Here is an 18,906-nt window from a genome sequence, read left to right as displayed (position 1 = left end):
TATTATAGTAGATAATATTTATTAAGGATACGACATTAAGGATACAACCATGCCCCATAGTATTATCAACAACCAAGCGCAACTTCAAGCCCAGTTTGAGTATTTACGGCAGCTTAGCCGTAGTCAGCCGATATTAAGTTGGGATAAAAGAGAAGCTTTGTTGCAAAATTTGGAGGACATGCTCAAGGAGTACAAACAAAAATTTGCCCAAGCATTGAGTGAAGATTTTTGTCATCGTAGTATTGATGAGACCAATTTTGCCGAGGTTTTTCCCAGTTTTCAGGGCATTGCGCATGCCAAAAAGCATGGCAAGTCATGGATGAAAACGCGCCGTGTGAGTATTTCAGCAATATATTTGCCGGCACATAATGAGATACAGCCGCAGCCGCTTGGGGTAGTTGGGATTATGGTACCGTGGAATTATCCGTTGTATTTGGCGATAGGCCCGATGATAGATGCCTTTACTGCGGGTAATCGTGTGATGGTAAAAATGAGTGAATCTGCACCCAAATTTGCCCAGTTATTTGCTGAGGCAGTCGCTGAGTATTTTTCTGAGCAAGTTGCAGCAGTGGTGCTCGGAGAGGTGGAGATTGCACAGGCATTTAGCAGTTTGCCATTTGATCATCTGCTTTATACAGGCTCAACTTCGGTGGGCAAAAAGGTGATGGCAGCAGCAGCAGAAAATTTAACCCCCGTAACTTTGGAGCTTGGTGGCAAATCGCCAGTGGTGGTATTAGATGATAGTGATTTAGAGTCTGTGGTAAGCCGTATTATGATGGGCAAAACCATTAATGCTGGACAAACCTGTATTGCGCCTGATTATGTGTTGCTCAATAAAAAATATCATCAGCAGTTTATTACCTTGGCAAAGCAGTGGGTGCAAAAGCATTATCCAAATATTAGTCATAATGAGGATTATACCCATATCATTAATGATGAGCAGTTTAAGCGAGTACAAGGTTATGTCGATGCACAAGATGCCAGTATTGTGTATCCTTTGACCGATGTCGATCCAAATCCAGAAAATCGTTTGTTTCCACCGGTGATTTTAACTCAGCCTGACCTTGATAGTGAGGTGATGACAGACGAGATTTTTGCCCCCATTTTGCCCCTGATACATTGTGATACTGTGCAGTCAGCAGTGACATTTATTAATGAGCGTCCACGTCCATTGGCTTTGTATATCTTTGGTGATGATGATGAGGACATTGCACATGTGCGTGAGCATACTGTCTCAGGTGGGGTGGCGGTTAATGAGGTCATCTTGCATGTGGCACAGCATGAGCTGCCATTTGGTGGTGTAGGGCACTCAGGTATCGGAGCGTATCATGGGCAGGCAGGGTTTGAGCGTTTGAGCCATATGAAGCCTGTTTTTGTGCAGTCACGTTTTAATGCCATGAGTTTTTTGCTACCGCCTTATGGTGAGCTGTTTAAAAAGGGCTTGGGTTTGTTGATAAAGTAAAATGGTTTGGGCATAAATCATCATAAGCCAGTTATTTTTATTAGTTAGGACTTACGCAGTTTCATAGATTATTAGTGGCTTTATTAATCGTACTTTTGCGTAAGTCCTATTAGTGTTGTTTTATTAAGAGGTGGGTATGTTTTTTGTTGAATTAGATGAAGGTCATGAGACATTGGCAGATATTAAGTTGATTTGTCAGCATTTGGTAGAGCATCGTGAGTTATTGAGATTTATGGGTCAACAGCAGTTAGATGATTTGTCAGTGATATTAGCACCCACGCTAGATCGTGACCAAGATGAAGAGGAAAAAAGACAACATTGGCAACATTTGCTAAAAAACTTTGTGGTTTATAACGATGATGAGCAACCGATACGCTTTTATCGTGAGCCAACTACGCAGCGTTTATATCTGGCAGATCCAGAAGGATTACGATCCCTTGCTAGTTTTATTGAGCATGAGCTGCATCCTGAGAGTTTAAAGCACAAGGCTCATCAGTAGCCACTTGATATAAGTGTGAAGTGTGAAATGTGAAGTGTGGTTTTGCTACTAAATGGCTAAACTTCACTAGATGATATGGATAGCTTAAACCCACCAAATAAGAATGGAATAAACTGTGCAGCAATCATTAGTTACTAATGTAAAAAAGGCATTTGTAAAAAAATCGTTGATAGAAAAAATACTGCTACTGTGTCTGGCTGTATTTACCCTGCCTGCCTATGCTCAGTGTGATGCACCCATTAAGTTTGGGGCATTGACATGGGAGAGTGGGCAATTTATCTCAGGGGTGCTCAAGCACATCGTAGAGGATGGCTATGGGTGTGAGGCTATAGAAGTACCGGGAGCAGGACCTGCATTAGAGACAGCATTGGCACAAAATGACATTCAGGTGATTGGTGAGCAGTGGATGGGACGCTCCCCGATTATGGATGATGCCATCGCTGCCGGTCAAGTACAGATGGTGGGGGACACACTGCAAGGCGGAGCAACTCAAGGTTGGTATGTGCCTAAATATGTGCTTGATGACAATCCGCAGTTGCGCCATTATCAAGACTTGCCTAAGTTTGCCAAGCTATTTACTGATCCTGAAGATCCAAGCCGAGCAAGGTTGGTGAACTGTCCGACTGGCTGGACATGTGAGGTATTTAATACTCGATTGCTTAAAAACACAGGATTAGACAGTCAGTTTAACAATGTGCATACAGGCACAGGGGCAGCATTGGATGCTGAAATATCCTCAGCGTTTGAGCAGCATAAACCCTTGTTATTTTACTATTGGCAACCCACTGGATTGATGGCAAAGTATGAGTTTGCGCCCATTGAATTTCCCGAATATGATGCCGACTGTTGGCAAGATTTATTAGAGGCAGACGGCACATCAGACTGTGTCTCAGGCTTTCCCGTATCTCAGTTAACGATTGCAGTGTCCACACCGTTTGTTAAGCAAAATCCAGAACTGGTACAAACCTTTGCAAAGGTGCAATTTACCCCAGATATGCTCAATCGTGCCATTTTGCAGATGAGCGAAAATAGTCGCAGTGGGAAAGATCAAGCACGTTTGTTTTTACAAAATAACCCCAAAGTTTGGCAGCAGTGGGTGAGTCCACAAGCGGCGCAGAATATATCCAGTAGTTTGGGTATTTCTTTAGCAGACACCTCAAAAGCTACTGAGACCACAGTTGCTAGCTCAGCAGTTACCAATCAAGTAGCGACTAACTCAAAAACCAATCAATTAACAGCGATTCTTGATTGGTTTCCTGCGTGGTCATTTGAAAAACCGTTAAACCAAACCCTAAACGCTGTGGTGCAAAACTATGGTGATTTTTTCCGTAGTATCAGCCACCTGACACTGTCTTATCTGTTATTACCGATTCAGTCTTTATTAGAATTAATGCCTTCTTGGATAATCATTGCCTTGGTTGCCTTGTTAGGCTGGTTTAGTACTCGCAAAGTTTGGTTTGCGTTGGCATGTGCGGCAGGGCTATTTTTGATAGGTGCATTTGGGTTGTGGACAGCGCTGATTGATACCATGGCGTTGTTGATTGTCTCGGTGCTGGTTACTGTGGTGATTGGTATTCCTATTGGTATTGCTATGGCAAGTAGTCGCCTATTACGCAAAGTCATTACTCCAGTACTTGATGTGATGCAAACCATGCCAAGCTTTGTGTATCTTATTCCTGTATTGATGCTTTTTGGTATTGGTAAAGTACCTGCCTTATTTGCTACTGTTATTTATGCGCTGCCACCACTGATTCGTTTGACTATGTTGGGTATTACCCAAGTTCCACATGAGATGATCGAAGCAGGTCGTTCGTTTGGTAGTACCCATAAGCAGATATTGGTGTGGATTAAGCTGCCGCAGGCATTGCCGAGCATTATGGCAGGTATTAATCAGGCGGTGATGATGTCATTGGCGATGGTGGTATTGGCATCAATGATTGGTGCGCCGGGGTTGGGAGAAGATGTATTGCAGTCTATCCAAACTTTAAATATCGGACAAGGGCTGCAAGCGGGTACTGCCATTGTGATTATGGCAATTATTATTGACCGTATTACTCAGGCGTTTGGTCGGGGGCGTAGAGCGAGGCAAAATATGCAAAAAAATCACTAGGGTGATGCGTGGTTTGTTATAGGCATTTTATAGGGTTTTTATTTTGAGTAATACAAGAGAGTCTTTATGAGTCAGATTCGTTTAGTTAATATCAGTAAGATTTATGATGCCAGTCCTAGTCAAGCAAAAAAGGTGTTGGCAATGCTTGCTGATGATGTGGATAGCACCGATATTCGTCAGCAAACGGGATACTCTGTTGGATTGTATGATATTAACTTAACCATAGAATCAGGTGAGATGCATTGTATTATGGGCTTGTCTGGCTCAGGAAAGTCCACCCTAGTACGTCACATTAATCGGCTGATTGATCCATCTACAGGTGAGATATGGGTAGATAATCCTGTGCAGATGGGTGCTGAGCCGCTCAATATTTTAACTTTAAGTGACAAGCCATTACAAAAGTTTCGCCAGCATAATGTGAGCATGGTGTTTCAGCACTTTGGTCTTGTGCCGCATTTAACAGTCATTCAAAATGTGGCTTATGGATTGCGGGTGAAAGGCATACAAAAAGCAAAGCGTCATGAAATAGCACGATATTGGCTTAATGAAGTGGGGCTTGATGGGTTAGGGCAGCGTTATCCTGATGAGTTATCAGGTGGTATGCAGCAACGGGTAGGATTGGCTAGAGCGTTGGCAGTAGATACACCGATTATGCTGATGGATGAAGCATTTTCGGCACTTGATCCCCTGATACGTAATCAGTTACAAGATCAATTGCTTGAGCTACAAGAAAAGCTACATAAAACCATCGTATTTATTACTCATGATATTGATGAAGCAATCAAAGTGGGGCAGCGAATCAGTATTTTAAATAAAGGTAGATTAATACAAACAGGCACACCTGAGCAGTTACGCAACAATCCTGTTAATGACTATGTTGCTCAGTTTATGCATGTTAATGGTTAATATTGTTTATACGTATTGGTATGAAATACTCACAGCCAACTAAATATAAGGTATATTCAAAAAATTAAACTTCAGTATTAAAAAAAATAGGTAGCTTACTGAGTAAGTTAGCGTAATATAAGATGAAGCTATGCTACACATGCTAGATGGCATACAAATGAAGCAGATTTTATAAATGGATTTATATCAGAACTCCTGATAAAGCAAATGCTTATGGTGTGTTAATAAATTATAAGAGTGTGTATTGGGACTAGTGGCTGATATAAGAATTTGATAGGAAAAATTATGTCTAAACATCAATCTTATAAACAAATACTTGTGCCACAAAAAATTTCTAAGCCCGTTGCATGGCGTGTTTGTCGCAATATAGGTATTTTGGGTACCAGTGCGTTACTCAGTGCGCTATTACTGCCTGCTTGTGGACAGATGAGTAATGCTACAGATCATGGCTTAGAGACTGATAAGGCAGAAAATACAGGTATTACAGATAGCCGTGATATGTTGCCTTCAGACCTTATCGGACAGTTACAACAGTTGCCACAGCTAACCCAAGGTTTAGGGGAGACTGGTGCAGCCGTGATTGACCCGAATAAACCAACTTTGGTGAAGTTTTGGGCAAGTTGGTGTCCACTGTGTTTAGGTACGTTAGAAGAGACTGAAGCGTGGCGTACAAATCCGCAGTTTGCTGGCTTAAATGTCATAACAGTGGCAAGTCCAGGGCAGCTTAATGAAAAAGAGGCGGCTGAGTTTGCAACGTGGTATGCAGGCGTACAGGCGGATTACCCAAAACTGCCCGTTTTAACTGACGCATCGGGAGCGATTATTAAGCAGCTTGGCGTGCAGGTGTATCCAAGTTGGGCGATTTTGGATAAAAGAGGTAAGTTAGTACGCTTGATCAAAGGTAACTTGACCTCACAACAAGCGTTTGCATTAGCGAATAATGCCAGTAATGACTTTGCTGATCTTAAAAATAGCAAAGCAGCACCTGAGGCAACGACACAAAATAATGTGCAAGCACAAAAACAAAAAGGTGATGTTTATTATAATGCTGCTGGCAAGCCGATTAATACCCAGACCATCTATTTAGCAGGTGGGTGTTTTTGGGGGTTAGAGGCGTATATGGAGCGGGTTGACGGAGTTGTCGATGCGGTATCGGGCTATGCCAATGGTAATCCTAATAAGCCCAACCCAAGTTACCAACAAGTGATTGCTGGCTCAGGGCATGCTGAGACAGTTAAAGTGACTTATGATGCTGATAAGATTGATCTGCCGACCTTGCTGAGCTATTACTTTAGAGTGATCGATCCAACCAGTGTCAATAAGCAAGGCAATGATAGAGGTGAGCAGTATCGTACGGGCATTTATTATACCAATGCCGCAGATAAACCAATTATTGATTCAGCTTTACAGCAGTTACAAACTAAATTTTCTCAGCCAGTGGTGGTTGAGGAGCAGCCTTTAGATAATTTTTATTTGGCTGAAGAGTATCATCAAGACTATTTGGCAAAAAATCCCAATGGTTATTGTCATATTGATATTAGCTTAGCAGATGATAAACCCAATTCTCAAGCTGCGACACAATCACGAGTAAAATTAGCACCTGCAACCACGATACAGCAAGTTCTTGAGCCAAGTCGTTATGCTAATTTTGATAAAAATGCCCTTAAAAACACCCTGACCAAAGCGCAGTATGATATCACCCAAAAGGCAGGAACGGAGCGGGCATTTAGTCATGAATATGACCATCTGTTTGCGCCGGGTATTTATGTGGATGTGGTCAGTGGTGAGCCGTTATTTTTATCGACAGATAAATATGACTCGGGTTGTGGCTGGCCAAGTTTTACTAAGCCCATAGATCCGCAAGTGGTTACGGAAAGCTCTGATACTACCTTTAATATGGTGCGTACTGAAGTACGTTCACGAGTTGCCGACTCTCATCTTGGACATGTATTCCCTGATGGCCCGAGAGATAAAGGTGGTTTGCGTTATTGTATTAATGGTGGTGCGCTACAGTTTATACCTGTTGATGCTATGCCTAAATCGGGTTATGGTGCATTGGTGGATTTAGTAAAATAGCTTAATCTTAATTCTTAATATAGAAAAATGAAATGAGTGTTGCGGAAGAAGCAGTAATGAGTGATTACTGCTTTTTTTGTGGGTATTTTTTTATGTGTGTAGTCTACAAATTTAGCACAGCTTGTATTTCATGCAGCTTTTATCTGCTCTTTATTAGGATTACTAAGGGATATAAATTTAACGGCTATTTTTTATTTTTAGTATTTTCATATACTTGTCATGATTTTTTCTTATGATTGCCAGTGCTTTTCAATATTAATATGCAAAATTTTTATTATTTTATAATACCATCTGACTATTACCTACCTAATATAGATATAGCAGTTAATTTCTTCTGCAGTCTTATCTTCATACCATATTAGATAGGCAGAAGTTTTAGTGGTCGGTAATATCACGATGGATTATTTTAGCAGATATTGACTGAAGTCTTAGTAAGGCTAAGTTACCAAATCATACCAATGTGGAGTGCTGATATGCAGTCAGGGCAAGTAAATGGTAGTGGTGCTTCCCAACAAATACAAAGTGTTGGGTCTACCAAAGTGAATGTGTCTTTTGCGTTACTATTAATTTTAGTGACCTGTTATTTTATGTGGTGGGGCATAGATTACACTAATAGTAATCACATTTTTATTTTTATCCTAGCGACGCTTTTTGGCATATTTATGGCGTTCAATATTGGTGGTAATGATGTCGCCAACTCATTTGGTACGTCTGTCGGTGCAGGTACATTAACCATTCCTCAAGCGCTTGGGGTGGCAGCTATTTTTGAGGTATCAGGCGCAATCATCGCAGGCGGTGAAGTGACGGATACTATTCGTAAGGGTATCGTTGATTTGGGTACCTTAACCATTGAGCCGATGCAGTTTGTATTTATTATGATGTCATCATTGGTGTCTGCTGCATTATGGTTATTGTTTGCCACCAAAAAGGGTTGGCCAGTTTCAACGACTCATTCTATCATCGGTGGTATCGTTGGTGCATCGGTGACTTTAGGCTTTATGCTTGGCGGCACAGAGACAGGTTTGGCACTGGTTAAATGGAAAGAGATTGGTAATATTGCCATCTCTTGGGTATTGTCACCTGTACTTGGTGGGGTGGTGTCCTATGCGCTATTTTATCAAATCAAAAAATATATCTTAAGCTATAATGATTCTGCACAAGAGCTGCTGACTAAACTGAATAAAGAAAAACGTCTTGCTCGTGAAGAGGACAAAAAAGCGTTTGAACGCTTAAGTGATATTCAAAAACTCTCTTATACAGGCTCATTGGCACGAGATGCACAGCTTTATTCTGAAGATGCAGTAGATATTAGTGAGCTAGAGACACCCTATTACAAAAAACTATTTGCTATTGAGCAAGAAAAATATCAGTTACAGGCATTCAAAGCCCTACAAACTTGGGTGCCATTGGTTGCCGCTCTGGGTGGGATGATTATCTCAGCCATGCTATTGTTTAAAGGGCTAAAAAATCTGCATTTGGGTTTGTCAGCGTTAACCAACTTTTTGATTATGGGTATGGTCGGTGCTGTTATTTGGATGGCAACCTTTATCTATGCCAAAACTTTAAAAAGTGGTCAAAGTCTTGATAAAGCAACCTTTGTGATGTTTAGTTGGATGCAGGTATTCACCGCATCAGGCTTTGCGTTTAGTCATGGCTCTAATGACATTGCCAATGCCATTGGTCCTTTTGCTGCTATCATGGATGTGCTACGTACAGGGTCTATGCAGGAGCAAGCAGCCGTACCTTTGATGGCAATGATTACTTTTGGTGTGGCGTTAATTGTCGGCTTGTGGTTTATTGGGAAAGAAGTCATTCAGACAGTGGGTAAGAACCTTGCTGAGATGCACCCTGCATCAGGATTTTCTGCCGAGCTGTCAGCGGCAGGAGTAGTGATGTTGGCATCTTTTATGGGCTTACCTGTCTCCAGTACACATATTTTGGTTGGTGCGGTATTGGGGATTGGTTTGGTTAATCATAATGCCAACTGGGATTTGATGAAGCCAATTGCTATGGCATGGGTGATTACCCTGCCAGCAGCAGCAATAATAGCCTCATTAAGCTTTGTGTTGTTTAATGCGCTGTTATAAGAATTAAGAAAGGTTTGATAAAATTTGATAAAAAAAGGACTTCTAATTAAGAAGTCCTTTTTTTAGTCTGTTTCTAGGTTTGTTTCTGAGCTTGTTTTAATTATTCATTTATTCTTTATCTTCTAAGTCATCCCTTTCTGTAGCTAAATTATCCTCAGAAAATGCCGCATTCAATGCTTGTTGTATGGCTTCAATACGTGCCTGACAAACTTTATAAGCATCAATCGACTGCTCGACCGTGGTCATCAAATTATCAATATCAGGTTCAGTTTGGTTTTGCAAGGTGTTGGCATTGGTTTTTAAAATTTCATAAGCGGCTTTAAATGTTTTTGGAGATGCTTTTTTACGGGTTGCCATACGTTGTCCTCGTTTATTAATCATTTTTTGTCAATAAATTTTTATAAATAAAATGGTTTGCTCAATAGTTTAAGTACTCAAACAGTTTAAGCCCTTAAACTTTTATATATCAGGCGTGTCGGTATTAGCTTTAAGTTGTACGCAGTCAACCGTTGCCATGACCTGTCCATCTTGCATATTAATGGTAATGCTTTGCGCTGTATTTAGTTGCTTGGCATTACTAATGATATTTTGCGTTTGTGTGTCTTTGATGATGGCATAGCCTTGTTGCAACAATCGAGCAGGGTGTTGAATGAGTATCCTCTGCTGGTAGTGGGCAAGCTCTTTTTTTGTATGGTTAATGAGCTGCTGGCTGTGATATTTAATTTGGGCGTAGCTGTGTTGAGTGTGTTGTCTTGCTAAAACAAGCTCGTGTTGTGCATTTTTTTGTAGTTGCAGGCTCAGTGCAGTGGTTTGTTGTTGTGCCTGTTTGATTTGAAACTGTGCTTGTTGGGTAATGCTTTGCATGCTGCTGTCACAATCTTTTTGCCACAGTCGTAAGCAATGACTGCTTTGTGATTTGATGTTGTAAAATGCTTGATCACAGGCTTGCAGGCTATGTGATAGCTGCATGATGCTCATCTGTTTAATCTGATCACAATAAGTTTGGGTACGCTGCATCAGTGATAATAAATGGCTGCTGATGGCGGCAATGACTTTTGATGGGGTGTCAAAGCTGGTGTGTGCCACTTCATCTAAGATGACCCGATCACGCTCGTGCCCAATCCCTACCCACACAGGAATGGGCTGTTCAGCGACTAATGCAGCCAGTTCATAATCATTAAGATAAGCCAAATCACCAACTGCCCCACCACCGCGAATAATCACCATCAAATCTGGTAGCTTATTGTGAGTTTTTTTAAATTGTATCATGCCAGTGGTGATGGCTTGGCGAATCTCGGCAGGGGCATGATTACCTTGAAAGGTGGCATGATAATAATCAAAATGACACGCTTCCGTGGCTGCCAGACGATTGGCATCTGCTTGAAAATCACCCAATCCTGCTGCTTTTTCTGGAGCAATGACTAACACATGCTCAATATCAAATGGGGCAGGGTGCTTTTTATTTTGCTCAAGTAAGCCCTCACCTGCTAGTCGCTCTAACATGGCAGCATATTGGCGTGCCAAATCCCCTAAAGTATAGTTAGGATCGATGTCATGAACATTTAAAGAAAAGCCATACTGTGGATGAAAATTGGCATTGACCTGAATTAATACCGTTAAGTCTCGGCTAAGATCCATACCCGTACTGCGTTTAAATTTTGCCAGTAGAGGGGATGCCTTATAACGCCATAATGTGCCACGGCAACTGGCGATGATTTTGCCAGCGTCATCCTTTTCTGCCAATTCAAAATAATAATGTCCACCCTTAGTTGATAAATTACGAATTTCAGCTTTTACCCAGACATGATGCGAAAATGTCTGTTTAATCACCAGTTCGGTGGCACTAAGATAGTCGCTAAGGCGTAAAACCACACCTTCGAGGTCATCTTGCTCACAGGGCAGGTCAATTGTCTCATCAAAAGGATCACTGAGTGTATCAAGCGCAGAAAGATTAGGTTTTGCCATGATTTATTGCTCTGTTGTCCTTGGATGAGGGTTTTTAAGATTTAATACTATTTAATATTTTAATATTACTGGCAACGAAAACTAATATTATACTCATAGTCGTCATCACGAGATAAATCTGGTGATTTTGCCCCCAATACGGCACCGACGACTGTACCGACTTGATCAATCATGCGCCCAGTACGCTCGTCCAAAACTCCGTTATAGACAACATTATTGGTTAGTATGATTGGTTGGCGCATACCACAAGTTTTTTTTGCGCTATTTAAGGCATTTTGTTGTGCCTGTACTTTGGTTTTGCCAATACCTGTGGTATCAAAGGTAGCATTGGCACGCTGCATCACAGGAGAGGTTGGTGTACTTTGACATGCACTCAAACCGAGCATGGTAACCAAAGCTGTGGCAGTTATAGTTAATAGTTTGTTTGAATGGGTTAGCATAAAATGTCCTCAAAGATAAAGATTAAAATAAATAATACATACGCATTCATTATAGGATGGTTACAGCTAACGTCTATCTTTTTATTGTGTGTAATATTTCACTTATGTAACTTGTTTTGTAAACTTGACTTTATGATGCTTATGATACTTGGTTTTTTATTGCACACTTGTATAGAATTTACACATAAACACAAGACAAATCACTTGCAATCTGGCGTATAGCTAGGATAATTAGCCATCGGTGTTAAATTAGCAATATTAGCATTATTAACAATAACAGAAACAATCAGACCCAAACAAAAGTAAATACAAGTAACCACAAGTTAAGTCACCCCAAGAACCACAAGAAATGAGTGTAATAACCTTATGAGTAAAACGTTTTGTATAGCCGCCCCCGCAGGCGAGCTTGAAGTAGATACTTTATGGCAAAATGGTGATGCAAATGACGCCAATACGTCGATAGTGGCTTTATTGTGTCACCCCAACCCTTTGTTTCAGGGAACAATGAGCAATAAAGTGGTGACCACCATGTACCGTTTTGCTCGTGATAATGGCATGCACGTGGTACGTTTTAATTTTCGTGGTGTGGGAAAATCAACAGGTGAGCATGACTATGGTGTGGGTGAGGTCGATGATGCCATGGCAGTTTTGCAATGGGTAATGACACAAACCACAGCCCGAAAAGTTTGGTTGGGTGGTTTTTCATTTGGTGGTTATGTCACAGCGCGAGTGGCTGAGCAACTGCTGTTGTCAGCGCATGTCTGGGGACTTGAAGCCGTTGAAATTGCTAAGGTAGTGTTGATTGCCCCCTCTGTTGAGCGTAATGATATCAGTGATTTAAGTTTGCCGACACAAAAAACATTGCAAATATTTGGTGACGCTGATGACGTCATTAATCCAGATAGTATGTTAAGCTTTGCCAAGCGCATGCAGATTGACTATCAGGTTGTATCAGGCGCAGGGCACTTTTTTCATGGACAGCTGGGTGAGCTAAAGCAATTATTGACTGAATATGCCTTACCCAAAATCAAAAAATAGTCAAAATAGCACGGTTATAGACGCAGCTTTTATACTTTGATAGGTATTTTTTATTGATATACTTTTAATTACGATCACTTTTATTGATATCATTCACTTTGAGACATTTACTTTGAGACATTGAGATATAGGCATGAATTTATCCCCTTTACAACGCTATGAGCAAGCCATTAACTCTGACGAGTTCACTCGTGATGAGCAGCAATATCAAGCGATGAGCTATTTGGATCAGATTTATCAACAACTACAAAATAATGCGCAAGAAAAAAAGGGCTTTTTTAGCTTTTTAAAGTCTGACCCAAAGCCGCCTAAAGGGCTTTATATGTGGGGCGGTGTGGGGCGTGGGAAGACATGGATGATGGATATGTTCTATGATTCTTTGAGTATCTCTCGCAAGATGCGTATGCACTTTCACCACTTTATGAAACGGGTGCATCATGAGTTAAATGGGCTACAAGGTCAGTCAGATCCACTGCAAAAAGTCGCTGATATCATTCATGAAGAAGCGATTGTGATTTGTTTTGATGAGTTTTTTGTCTCCAATGTCTCAGATGCGATGATTTTGGGTGATTTATTCACCATGCTATTTGAGCGTGGTATTACTTTGGTGGCGACCTCTAACATTGCACCTGATGGGTTATACAAAGATGGTTTGCATCGAGACAGATTTTTGCCAGCCATCAAAGAAGTCAAAGCGCATACTCAAGTGATGAATATTGATGCTGGTATTGATTACCGCTTGCGGGTATTACAGCAAGCAGAGCTGTATAAATCACCATTAACCAAAGAAAATCATCATTGGTTGGCAAACCGCTTTACAGAGCTTGCCAATGGTCAAAGCGTTTATAAAGAGCCGATAGAAGTCAATGGGCGCAATATTGCCATCAATGCGCGTACTGAAACCATTTTATATTGTGAGTTCCGTCAGTTATGTATGGAGCCACGTTCTGCTTCAGACTTTATCGAAATTGCCAATCGTTTTAGCACCGTTTTGGTGGATAATGTACCGTTTTTAAATGATGATATCCGTGATCCGACCAGACGCTTTATTTATTTAGTTGATGAATTTTATGATCGCCGTGTCAAACTGTTGGTTCGAGCAGAGCAAAGCATTATAGATTTGTATCAAGGTGAGAAATTAGCATTTGAGATTGAGCGTACCCGTTCTCGCTTACTTGAGATGCAGTCTGAGGATTATTTGACCCTTGAGCATCGTCTTGATGAGGGCAATTGATAAGAGTTGTTTGAGATTACTATTGATATTAATAATTTAATATCAATAGTAATACAACTGATACATAATAAAATACAATAAGAGGTAAGCATGCAAGCAGAATCGACCGCAGCTACAACAACATCTAGCGATGAGGAAACGTTACAACAAAATGCAAACGTGAGTGATGAACAGATTATTAACTGGATAAAATCTCGACGCAGCATTGGTAACTTAAATATTCCTGCACCAACACAGGCGCAAATTAAGCAGGCAGTCACTTGTGCCATGACTGCGCCTGATCACAAAAAATTGCAGCCGTGGCGTTTTATTGTGACTCAAGGTAATGCCCGTCATCAGCTTGGTAAAGCGCTATTAGCCGCCGCAGAAGACAAGGCGTTAGAAGCAGGTGAGATACTCAGTGATAAAGAGCGTCAAAAAACCTATAATATGCCTTTGCGTGCACCGGTTATTATTACTGTGGTAACAAAGATGCAGCAGCATGAAAAAGTACCAGAATTTGAGCAATTACTCAGTGCTGGTGCTGCGGTACAAAATTTAATATTGGCTCTAAAAGCACAAGGATTTAGCACCGTATGGCGTACAGGCTTATTGGCAAATGAACCCATAGTAAAGGCTTATTTTGGTGTGGGTGCAGATGATTATGTCACCGCTTTTGTTTATACTGGCAGCAGCAGTTGTGATTTTCCTCAGCGTGACCCGTTAGAGGTTGAGTCTGTGCTGCGTTTTGAAGAATAACAGCTTAAGATATATATTAAATCAGACGTTTTGTAGTGATTATTTAAAGTCATTGTTTAAGTTTAAAAAGGTGCTTTGCTTAGTTAATTAGTTAACCAAGCCAACCAGTTAACCAAATCAACTAGGGTAGTGATTGCTGATGTTTTGGCTGCCTTACTCATCATAGATAATAATGAATATAGATCATATAGGATACAGCGCATGAAACTGCCAAAACCTTCCCTGCGTAAACCAAATGGTGAAGCCAGTGCTGATAGTGATTCTGCTAAAAACGACAGTAGCGCAGCCGTAAAGACGGATAAGAAAGGCACAAAAACTAATACTAACAGTGATAATAAAAATAAAGTAGATGATAACCAAGATATTAAAAGTGCAAAGGATAAAGACCAATCCAGCAGTTTATTCTCCAGTATTATGGAAAAAGCGTCAATTTTGAATAAAAACCGTGATAAATCTGATAAAACCTCTATAAATGGCGCATCAGCACAAACGTCTGCAAATCAAACACCACTGCGTTTGGTGTTTTTGGGTGGCGGTAGCTTTGGCACTGCCATGGCAAATTTGGCAGCCAAAAATGGTTGCGATTCGACGCTTTGGGTACGTAATAAACGTACTGTGAAGTCATTACAAAAAACCCGTGTTAATAAAAAGTATTTGCCCGATCACCCATTAGATGAGCGCTTAAAATTTACCCATGATTTAACCGCCGCAATCCGTGATAAGGATTTAATCTTTGTGGCAGTCCCTAGTTCTGCCTTTAGAGACATATTGCAACAAATTGCTCCTCTCATTACAGGTCATAGCGTGATTTCATTAACCAAAGGTATGGAGAAAGATACTTTTGCCATGATGAGTGATATCATCACCGAAGAGCTACCCGAGGTGAATTTTGGAGTGCTGTCAGGCCCCAATCTGGCCAAAGAAATCATGAAAAATATGCCTTCAGCATCGGTGATTGCCAGTGAATCAGAGCCGCTACGGCATGCAGTACAAGCTGCACTGCACAGTGCATTTTTTCGTGTGTTTGCCAGTGATGATGTGCGTGGTGTCGAGCTTGGTGGGGCATTAAAAAATATTTATGCCATTGCCATGGGTATGGCAGCCGCTTATGATGTGGGTGAAAATACCAAAGCCATGTTATTAACTCGTGCACTGGCAGAGATGAGTCGTTTTGGCACGGCTGAAGGGGCGAATCCTTTGACATTTTTGGGCTTAGCAGGTGTGGGGGATTTGTATGCCACTTGTAGCTCAGAGCTTAGCCGTAATTATCGTATTGGTAATATGCTCGGTAAAGGTATGTCATTAGAAGCAGCCATTAAAAAGTTGGGGCAGACGGCAGAAGGGGTGAATACCATTCAGCAAGTGCATGAAAAAGCGAGTAAGGAGGGCATCTATATGCCCATTACCCATGCCCTACATGCGGTGATATTTGAGGATCAAGTGGCACTTGGTGTTGCGCTAAATTTAATGGAAACAGGCTTTCGTAGTGATGTGGAGTTTGTGATGCCACATGAACATACCAATGCCGAGCTGAATGCTCAGATACAAGCTGCGTCAAGTGACAAACCAATATAGTTAATTAGCAGCTAATAAGAGCTTAAAACTAAGAGCTTAAAGCAAAAATGTAGATGTTAAAAAACGAAGTTTAAAAAAATGGATAACAACGATAATGAAACTAATATTAATGCGTCATGGACAAGCAGAAGCTTATCAAGCCTCTGATAATACCCGTCAATTAACCGAGTTTGGATACCAGCAAGCCGAGCAAACGGCACAATATATCATGGATAAATATCAGCCAAGTATGTTTGTGGTCAGTCCTTATGATAGGGCGCAACAGACATTGACAGCGTTTACGCAGCTTGCACCTGATATAGAAGTGAGTGTTCATGCTGATATTACGCCAGCAGATGATGCCATGAGTGCGCTAAATAACTTAGCAGATGTGCAAGGTGAGTGTGTTTTGGTGGTGTGTCACATGCCAATAGTCGCAAAACTTGCCGCATTAGTGACAGGCAGTACGCCTGAGTCTTATGCGCTGGCTGAAGCGCGGGTATTTGATATGCCATTCATTGCCGCTGATATGGGTGATGAGATTGACCGTTTTGTACCAAAGCAGCCTTAATAGCCTGAAACTGGTAAAAAGCGTAAGGTGACAAGCAGTTTAATAATCAGTGAAATTAATGTAGAGTACAGCATTATAAATGACAAGATAAATTTATAACAAATAAACAGTATTTATTTTAAGGATTGATTTGGTGCAACACGTTTGGCTAAGCAGGCAACCGCAGCAAGATAATATGCTACGGCTTTGGGATGCACAGCAAAAAACTTGGCAGTGGCTGAGTGACTGGCAAGCAATGCGTGCTCAAAGTAGTGATAAAAATTTGTGTCTGTATGTACCGACACAGGCTGTATTGAGCATAGCATCTGAATTAAGTAGCGCACAGCTTAAGCAGCTTGGTAGTGCAGGGCAGCAGTATTTATTTGAAGATGTGTCTTTGACCCCTGTCGAACAACTGCAAGTTAAGTCGTTGAGCTTGGCCGATCAGCATTATTTGTATGCGCTGGCAGGTGCACAAATAGAGCAATGGCAGCAAAGTGCTGGTTTGGCAGATTTTGTGGTACAAGTTATTTTGCCAGATTTTGTTTTATTGCCAGTACCTGAGGCACGCTTGGGTAGTCAGGTAGTCATCTATTATGATGAAGATACGACACTTATGCGTACCTCAGAAGCAGCGGGCATGGGCGTAAGCTATATGCCATCGTTGGCAGCACAGCTTGATGGTATTGCCTCTTTAGATGAGATTAAACTGTTGACCACAACGCAGTGTTTACCGCATTTTCAAGATTTAAGTGATATCAATTATACTTCCCTGCATACAGGTGATGCTGACTCATTCAACTCATTAAGTGAGCCCGTGCATCAGGCAGCTGCCCCAGCAGTTGAAATAACCACTAGCAACGATGATATTGTCTCTATTTTGCAACATACAGGGGCATTGATTAATGTCTCTACTGAGGCATTATTACCCATTACTTATCCTGAACGTCACCCACTAAATATGGTGCCAAAAAGTAGTGAGAGTAAACTGTCGCCTTATCTTAAAACAACCCTAATGGTGGCATTAGTCGCATGGGCATTACAGATCAGTGCTGATGCGTTGCAGTGGTATCAATATCAGCAAGCTGAAACTATCACTAAACTTGCCACAGCGGAGCAATATGCCTATTGGTTTGGTGATGAAGGGTTAAACGAGCGTACCACCTTGATGGCACAAGTGAAGCCTAAGCTGATACCAGCGCAATCGACAGATACGTCTCAGCTAGGGGTATTGAGCCGAGTGGCTCCATTATTGCAGCAATCTGATTTGGTGGCACAGTCTTTAACTTGGGATGATACTGCCATTCATTTGAGCGTATTTAGTGAGCAGCGTGAAGGCTTAGACCAACTGGTCAGTGGCTTGACACAACAAGGCATTCATGCAAATCTTGGTAGTGTCGTACCACAGACGAATGGTGGTTTAGTGGGAGAGCTGACGCTACCGCTATCCTCATCTACTGGTAGTGAAGATTTAACTACTAATAACTCTTAATATGACTCCTAAGTTAGATTGTTACATACCATATTAATAACGCTGGTTATGGTTTTTTAATTTCCTTTACGTGGTCTTTTTATGAAAAAACTGTCAATGCCTGCATTGCGTAAGAAAAAGTTTTCGACTGGCTCTGCCTCAGCTACTATTTCCAAAGCAGGTAGGTCTACTGGATTGGGTGCAAAATGGCAAAAAAGTCTTGCGCCGGTGCAGCAACGCTGGCAAGCATTGTCTACTCGTGATCAGTGGGCATTGATTTTATTGGGATTATTTTTATTGGCATTGCTTGGTGGCTATGGGGGTTATGAGATTAACCGTGCAGCCAAAGATCAGCAACAAGCTTACCAAGATGCGGTGAGTGATTATTTTTGGTTGCGTGGACAAGCTGCCAATATTAATAGCAATGTGAATGCAGAAGAAGCAAATCAAAGCTTAGATGTTACCGTCAATCAACTACTGGGACAATCAGGCATTGCCAATGCACAAGTACTGGCAGTTGGAGAAGGTGTGCAGTTAAGTTTTACCCACGATAATCAAGCGGTGGTCAGTAATGCGCTAGATGCATTGGTGCAGCAAGGTTTGACACTGTCACGTTTAAATATACAGCAAAATCCTGCTGATAGAATGATTCAAGTACAAGTAACCGCTAGTCGTTAATTTATATTTTTTATCTTGCATTTGTTTGTATACTAATGATATTAGTATACCCCACTCTCAACTTTATTTTATAAAATCATATATGACCCCTCCCATAC

General features: G+C 41.2%; 16 protein-coding genes. 13 read left to right on the top strand and 3 right to left on the bottom strand.

Translation table 11 applies throughout. From position 1 onward, the window contains the following. Nucleotides 1-49 precede the first annotated feature (49 nt). The 6 genes from FHK89_RS11220 to FHK89_RS11195 all read left to right on the top strand — a co-directional run bounded on the left by FHK89_RS11220 (nucleotide 50) and on the right by FHK89_RS11195 (nucleotide 9,140). On the top strand, nucleotides 50-1,462 hold the full coding sequence (locus tag FHK89_RS11220) for a coniferyl aldehyde dehydrogenase (RefSeq protein ID WP_230660315.1): 1,413 nt from the start codon (nucleotides 50-52) through the stop codon (nucleotides 1,460-1,462). A 136-nt stretch (nucleotides 1,463-1,598) separates the two neighbouring features. Next, complete coding sequence (locus FHK89_RS11215) at nucleotides 1,599-1,961, top strand: hypothetical protein (RefSeq protein WP_230660312.1); 363 nt, start codon at nucleotides 1,599-1,601, stop codon at nucleotides 1,959-1,961. Nucleotides 1,962-2,142: 181 nt separating this feature from the next. Then, nucleotides 2,143-4,071, top strand: a complete 1,929-nt coding sequence (locus tag FHK89_RS11210) for a glycine betaine ABC transporter substrate-binding protein (protein ID WP_230660374.1) — start codon at nucleotides 2,143-2,145, stop codon at nucleotides 4,069-4,071. Between the two features lie 66 nt (nucleotides 4,072-4,137). Continuing rightward, a complete protein-coding gene (locus FHK89_RS11205) occupies nucleotides 4,138-4,977 on the top strand; it encodes an ATP-binding cassette domain-containing protein (RefSeq protein WP_230660309.1) in 840 nt (279 codons plus the stop codon). A 330-nt stretch (nucleotides 4,978-5,307) separates the two neighbouring features. Continuing rightward, nucleotides 5,308-7,053: a bifunctional peptide-methionine (S)-S-oxide reductase MsrA/peptide-methionine (R)-S-oxide reductase MsrB gene (gene msrAB, locus FHK89_RS11200; RefSeq protein ID WP_442966589.1), complete on the top strand. Its 1,746-nt coding sequence runs from the start codon at nucleotides 5,308-5,310 to the stop codon at nucleotides 7,051-7,053. A gap of 473 nt (nucleotides 7,054-7,526) precedes the next feature. Continuing rightward, the gene (locus tag FHK89_RS11195) at nucleotides 7,527-9,140 is read left to right on the top strand and encodes an inorganic phosphate transporter (protein WP_230660306.1); all 1,614 of its coding nucleotides are present in this window, start codon (nucleotides 7,527-7,529) and stop codon (nucleotides 9,138-9,140) included. Between the two features lie 108 nt (nucleotides 9,141-9,248). On the opposite strand, the gene xseB is transcribed toward FHK89_RS11195, so the two are convergent. The 3 genes from xseB to FHK89_RS11180 form a co-directional block, all read right to left on the bottom strand. Then, nucleotides 9,249-9,497 (bottom strand): exodeoxyribonuclease VII small subunit, encoded by a 249-nt coding sequence (xseB, locus tag FHK89_RS11190; RefSeq protein ID WP_230660303.1) that lies wholly within the window; start codon nucleotides 9,495-9,497, stop codon nucleotides 9,249-9,251. A gap of 102 nt (nucleotides 9,498-9,599) precedes the next feature. After that, the gene (xseA, locus tag FHK89_RS11185; RefSeq protein WP_230660300.1) at nucleotides 9,600-11,105 is read right to left on the bottom strand and encodes an exodeoxyribonuclease VII large subunit; all 1,506 of its coding nucleotides are present in this window, start codon (nucleotides 11,103-11,105) and stop codon (nucleotides 9,600-9,602) included. A gap of 65 nt (nucleotides 11,106-11,170) precedes the next feature. Next, the gene (locus tag FHK89_RS11180) at nucleotides 11,171-11,545 is read right to left on the bottom strand and encodes a hypothetical protein (protein ID WP_230660296.1); all 375 of its coding nucleotides are present in this window, start codon (nucleotides 11,543-11,545) and stop codon (nucleotides 11,171-11,173) included. A gap of 366 nt (nucleotides 11,546-11,911) precedes the next feature. Between FHK89_RS11180 and FHK89_RS11175 the strand changes: the two genes are divergently transcribed. The 7 genes from FHK89_RS11175 (at nucleotide 11,912) to gspM (ending at nucleotide 18,808) form a co-directional block, all read left to right on the top strand. Further along, complete coding sequence (locus tag FHK89_RS11175; RefSeq protein WP_230660293.1) at nucleotides 11,912-12,583, top strand: alpha/beta hydrolase; 672 nt, start codon at nucleotides 11,912-11,914, stop codon at nucleotides 12,581-12,583. A gap of 133 nt (nucleotides 12,584-12,716) precedes the next feature. Beyond that, nucleotides 12,717-13,817, top strand: coding sequence for a cell division protein ZapE (gene zapE / locus FHK89_RS11170; protein ID WP_230660291.1), 1,101 nt, complete (start codon nucleotides 12,717-12,719; stop codon nucleotides 13,815-13,817). Nucleotides 13,818-13,907: 90 nt separating this feature from the next. Then, complete coding sequence (locus tag FHK89_RS11165) at nucleotides 13,908-14,555, top strand: nitroreductase family protein (RefSeq protein WP_230660289.1); 648 nt, start codon at nucleotides 13,908-13,910, stop codon at nucleotides 14,553-14,555. Between the two features lie 201 nt (nucleotides 14,556-14,756). Beyond that, the gene (locus tag FHK89_RS11160) at nucleotides 14,757-16,130 is read left to right on the top strand and encodes an NAD(P)H-dependent glycerol-3-phosphate dehydrogenase (protein WP_230660285.1); all 1,374 of its coding nucleotides are present in this window, start codon (nucleotides 14,757-14,759) and stop codon (nucleotides 16,128-16,130) included. Between the two features lie 94 nt (nucleotides 16,131-16,224). Beyond that, entirely contained in the window at nucleotides 16,225-16,680 is a 456-nt protein-coding gene (gene sixA / locus FHK89_RS11155; protein ID WP_230660281.1) for a phosphohistidine phosphatase SixA, read from the top strand. A 133-nt stretch (nucleotides 16,681-16,813) separates the two neighbouring features. Then, nucleotides 16,814-18,151: a type II secretion system protein GspL gene (locus FHK89_RS11150; protein ID WP_230660278.1), complete on the top strand. Its 1,338-nt coding sequence runs from the start codon at nucleotides 16,814-16,816 to the stop codon at nucleotides 18,149-18,151. An 81-nt stretch (nucleotides 18,152-18,232) separates the two neighbouring features. Beyond that, entirely contained in the window at nucleotides 18,233-18,808 is a 576-nt protein-coding gene (gene gspM, locus FHK89_RS11145; RefSeq protein ID WP_230660275.1) for a type II secretion system protein GspM, read from the top strand. The last annotated feature ends 98 nt before the right edge of the window (nucleotides 18,809-18,906 follow it).

Origin of the sequence: Psychrobacter sp. I-STPA10 (assembly GCF_021012795.1) — a bacterium.
Classification (GTDB): domain Bacteria; phylum Pseudomonadota; class Gammaproteobacteria; order Pseudomonadales; family Moraxellaceae; genus Psychrobacter.
The sequence above is the reverse complement of the archived record's forward strand: the minus strand, read 5'-3'. Positions and strand labels throughout refer to the sequence as shown.

Coding starts and splice junctions, on each gene's coding strand:
- FHK89_RS11220 (WP_230660315.1), top strand. CDS start 50: ATGCCCCATAGTATTATCAACAACCAAGCGCAACTTCAAGCCCAGTTT.
- FHK89_RS11215 (WP_230660312.1), top strand. CDS start 1,599: ATGTTTTTTGTTGAATTAGATGAAGGTCATGAGACATTGGCAGATATT.
- FHK89_RS11205 (WP_230660309.1), top strand. CDS start 4,138: ATGAGTCAGATTCGTTTAGTTAATATCAGTAAGATTTATGATGCCAGT.
- FHK89_RS11195 (WP_230660306.1), top strand. CDS start 7,527: ATGCAGTCAGGGCAAGTAAATGGTAGTGGTGCTTCCCAACAAATACAA.
- xseB (WP_230660303.1), bottom strand. CDS start 9,497: ATGGCAACCCGTAAAAAAGCATCTCCAAAAACATTTAAAGCCGCTTAT.
- xseA (WP_230660300.1), bottom strand. CDS start 11,105: ATGGCAAAACCTAATCTTTCTGCGCTTGATACACTCAGTGATCCTTTT.
- FHK89_RS11180 (WP_230660296.1), bottom strand. CDS start 11,545: ATGCTAACCCATTCAAACAAACTATTAACTATAACTGCCACAGCTTTG.
- FHK89_RS11175 (WP_230660293.1), top strand. CDS start 11,912: ATGAGTAAAACGTTTTGTATAGCCGCCCCCGCAGGCGAGCTTGAAGTA.
- zapE (WP_230660291.1), top strand. CDS start 12,717: ATGAATTTATCCCCTTTACAACGCTATGAGCAAGCCATTAACTCTGAC.
- FHK89_RS11165 (WP_230660289.1), top strand. CDS start 13,908: ATGCAAGCAGAATCGACCGCAGCTACAACAACATCTAGCGATGAGGAA.
- FHK89_RS11160 (WP_230660285.1), top strand. CDS start 14,757: ATGAAACTGCCAAAACCTTCCCTGCGTAAACCAAATGGTGAAGCCAGT.
- sixA (WP_230660281.1), top strand. CDS start 16,225: ATGAAACTAATATTAATGCGTCATGGACAAGCAGAAGCTTATCAAGCC.
- gspM (WP_230660275.1), top strand. CDS start 18,233: ATGAAAAAACTGTCAATGCCTGCATTGCGTAAGAAAAAGTTTTCGACT.